Below are 3,692 nucleotides of genomic sequence, written 5' to 3' on the forward strand. Positions count from 1 at the left end.
AAAAGCGCTGCCAAACGCTATTTGAGCTCGAACACAACGGACGTTGCTGTTTATGGTGTTTTGGTGCGCGATATTGCCCCAAGTGCTTCTGATATTGCAGGCCGAGCAAAAGTACTGGCGGCCGATTGTCCAGTGCAAACTGATATTGAAATGTACGCTTTATATCTTCCTCTTAATATGATTGGTACGCTGTCTGCTCGTGCTCAAGCGGTTATGCAGGAGGCGTCATGACGCTTTCACAAGAGCACTTACTACAGGTAGATCAGCATTGGGCTGTTCAGTCGATTGGCGCTGAGCGGCGTGATACGGCTATGGAAATGGCGGAACGGCGCTTGGTTGATGTGGCGCTGGGTAATCTACTCGAACATGCGGCAACTGAGTTTGACAGTGACTTGTTAGAGCAAGTAGCAACAGCGTATGAGTTGGCCGCGATCGAAGGCATTGGCGCTTTGTTGCACCCTGTTGCCAATCAGGACAATAAAAATATTCGTGAGCTTGCACAAGCTGGCGCGTTTCGAGCGTTCGGGCTTTATCGTGTGTTACCTGTACCGAGTGACAATGAGGCGCGCTTGTTTCATGTGTTGCATGTGTCGGGTTTGGCGTATTGCGCCGATCGCTGGACCGATTTACGTCGATGGTTTGAAGAGCAGAACAGTACATTAGCAGTACCCAGTGTGGCAGGTGTTACTTGGGATAAGCGTCTGCTTTACCGAATTTTTGATTGTTGGTTACGACTACTACGTAAAAACCGCTGGGACGACTTAGATCAGATTTCAGAGATTGTACTTGGTTTACGAAACGATCAAGCGAACTACGAAAAAGCGTTACTAGAACAATCTCAAGGTGCAGAGGCGCAAAGCATAGCAATGCGTTTAGTGGCGCTTTATCACTGGGCCAAAGCAACAGAGCGTTTAGCGGTGTACATGCTGCAAGGCGAACCGGTAGCGATCGATGCACAATTAGATCAGCATTTTGAAGCGGCGCAAAAAGCGGCACAAGCCTCGAAAGACCCGCAGCTCGAAATGATTTTACGCTGGTTACATGTCGCAAGCCGCAAAATGGTCGCTGGCTCTTTATGGTGGGTGGCGCATACGGTTAACTCCCGTGTGACCCGCTTTGTTTCCCATGTGACTAAGCACAAGAGCTTATTTGAACTGTTACCTCCGCAACGAGCGGCACTGCAAGAGCAAGGTTTACTCGATCAAGCCAGTAGAGCGGTAATTGTTGATTTGCCTACATCCGGCGGTAAAACCGCGCTGGCACAGTTCCGCATGTTGCAAGCGCTGAATCAGTTTGATCAGGATGATGGTTGGGTGGCCTATGTTGCGCCAACTCGCGCTTTGGTTGCTCAAATTACCCGACGATTACGTGAAGATTTTGGCCCATTAGGTATTCAAGTTGAGCCGTTAACTGGCGCGATTGAAGTCGATGCTTTTGAAGAAGCGCTTTTGGGTGAAGCACGTGCTTTTCAGGTTTTGGTTGCAACACCTGAGAAACTTCAATTGGTGATGAGAAACAAAAAAGTCGCTCGCCCATTGGCTCTGGTTGTAATGGATGAAGCCCATAATATTGAAGATGAGTCTCGTGGCTTGCGCATTGAACTTCTGCTTGCAACGATTAAGCAAGAATCACCTCGGGCAAACTTCTTACTATTGATGCCATTTGTGCCGAATGCTAACGATTTAGCTCAATGGCTAGCCGCTGATCGTGGCCGAAGCATCAGCTTGGGCACCTCTGCTTGGCAACCGAATGAGAGAATTGTTGGCTTATTTGATATTCATAAAGGTGAAAAACGTGGTGATTGGAATTTAAGTTTTGAAACGTTGATGACCACTCAACGAACGATTCACCTTAAAGGAATCCACAATGTAGATGGTAACCGCCCTCTGCAAAAACTGACGTACTCTAGCGCTAAGGGGCTCGCAACACAGGCTGTTGCTATGGCTAAGGTTTTCTCTAAGCGTGGTACCAGTATTGCTGTAGCGCAGACGATTCCAGATGCTTGGAGTATTGCTCGTAAAGTTGCCGCAGAGCTTGAACCTTTAGTTTCGGTGCATGAAGACATTAAACTGGTTCAGCGTTTTCTAGCGGCTGAGATTAGTGAGGACTTTGAGCTAATTGATATGTTGTCAAAAGGTGTTGTTGTGCATCATGCAGGCTTACCCGCTGAGGCGCTTTCATTAATCGAATGGCTTACAGAAGCTGGCCATATTCGAGTGATGTGCGCGACGACAACCATAGCACAAGGGCTTAACTTCCCTGTTTCATCTGTTTTTCTTGCGACGAGAAAATTGCCTTACGGCAATGAAATGTCGCATCGGGCATTTTGGAACCTAGCGGGTCGAGCTGGGCGTATCGGCCATGATAGCGTAGGCGTTATCGGTATTGCAGCAGGTGCACAACCGAATGAGATCCGGAAATATGTTAGTGATGCAACTGCATCGTTAGTTTCCCGCCTGGAAGGAATGCTGGATGATCTTCAAGCTGCGGGGGAATTAGCAAACTTATCTTGGGTTATGCAGCAAGAACAATGGGCAGACTTCAGAAGCTATATCGCTCATTTATGGAATGAAAAACGTAACTTGGACGCTGTAATTGGTGAAGCTGAACAATTACTGCGAAATACCTACGGGTTTGGTTCTCTGCGCGCTAAAGCTGATAAAGCCTCGCAAGAGAAAGCTGATGCGCTTCTTGAGGCTACCAAAGGGTATGTTAGAAAGTTAGCTGAGCATCCAGAAAATGCTTCTCTTGCTGATGTTACAGGCTTCTCTCCAGAGGGCGTTCGTTCAACTTTATTGGATTTGAATAACCTTGAAAACAAGTTAACGCTTGCAGATTGGGAGCCTTCGAGTCTATTTGGCGATAAATCGAAGTCTGTGTTGCCAAGCTTGATGGGGATTATGCTGCGGGTTCCGCAGTTACAAGAAAGTTTAAAAGAGATTAGTAAAGGACAGGGGAATAGTCATCGTAAACTTGCTGATATTACCCAGGCTTGGGTAACAGGTAGCTCCATTGAATCTATAGCGAAGACTTACTTTGAAGGTGATAGCCTTACAGATCAAATATCTAAAGCTTGCAGAGCGGTTTATAGAGATTTGGCCAATAATGGCGCTTGGGGGTTGTCGGCATTAAGCAAAATGCCAACTTCAGGGCTTGATTTTGAAGCCATGACAGACGAAGAAAAGCGCAGATTAAATAACCTCCCAGCGATGCTTTACCATGGTGTAAAAACCGAAGAAGGTGTATTGATGCGTATGAACAGCGTTCCGCGTAGTATTGCTGAACGTGCCGGTGAAGACTTTAAGGCTCGAACTGAAGCCGGTGCAGAAAATACTCTGTCACCTCGAAAAGCCAGCGAATATCTGAAGTCTTTGAAACCGGATGATTGGGCGCGTTTGAAACCTGATAATTCCTCGCTGTCCGGCGAAGACTATTTGAAAGTATGGAAGCGGCTTTCAGGTGAAGCTTAAAAAGTCGTTCTTGTTCTAGAGTATGGTACCGACATTTATGTCGGTACCAGGTAATTTCAAAAAAATAGTTAATTACTAATGGCCATATAATCAAGCAGTTAAAGATTGCTAACCATTTCGTGGATCAACCAGGGCAACCGCATACTTTTACCCAAAAATAAGCTCTGCTCTGAATTCATCGGCCCAGCCAGCCATTTTGAGTTTGCTTCTCATGCTGGCTTT

The 3,692-nt window shown here is 46.6% G+C and carries 1 protein-coding gene and 1 pseudogene; both read left to right on the forward strand.

Features of this window, described 5'->3' with window-relative positions; all coding sequences use genetic code 11:
- Positions 1 to 231, forward strand: a pseudogene (locus tag BM378_RS20125) (hypothetical protein); the annotation flags it as partial.
- Positions 228 to 3,470, forward strand: a complete 3,243-nt coding sequence (locus BM378_RS20130) for a DEAD/DEAH box helicase (protein ID WP_074989887.1) — start codon at positions 228 to 230, stop codon at positions 3,468 to 3,470. The pseudogene BM378_RS20125 and the gene BM378_RS20130, both read left to right, overlap by 4 nt.
- Positions 3,471 to 3,692: the final 222 nt, after the last annotated feature.

The organism is Pseudoalteromonas lipolytica, assembly GCF_900116435.1.
GTDB lineage: Bacteria > Pseudomonadota > Gammaproteobacteria > Enterobacterales > Alteromonadaceae > Pseudoalteromonas > Pseudoalteromonas lipolytica.

What these genes read in the sequence shown, in the direction of transcription:
- BM378_RS20130 (WP_074989887.1), top strand. Translation starts at nt 228, where the DNA reads ATGACGCTTTCACAAGAGCACTTACTACAGGTAGATCAGCATTGGGCT.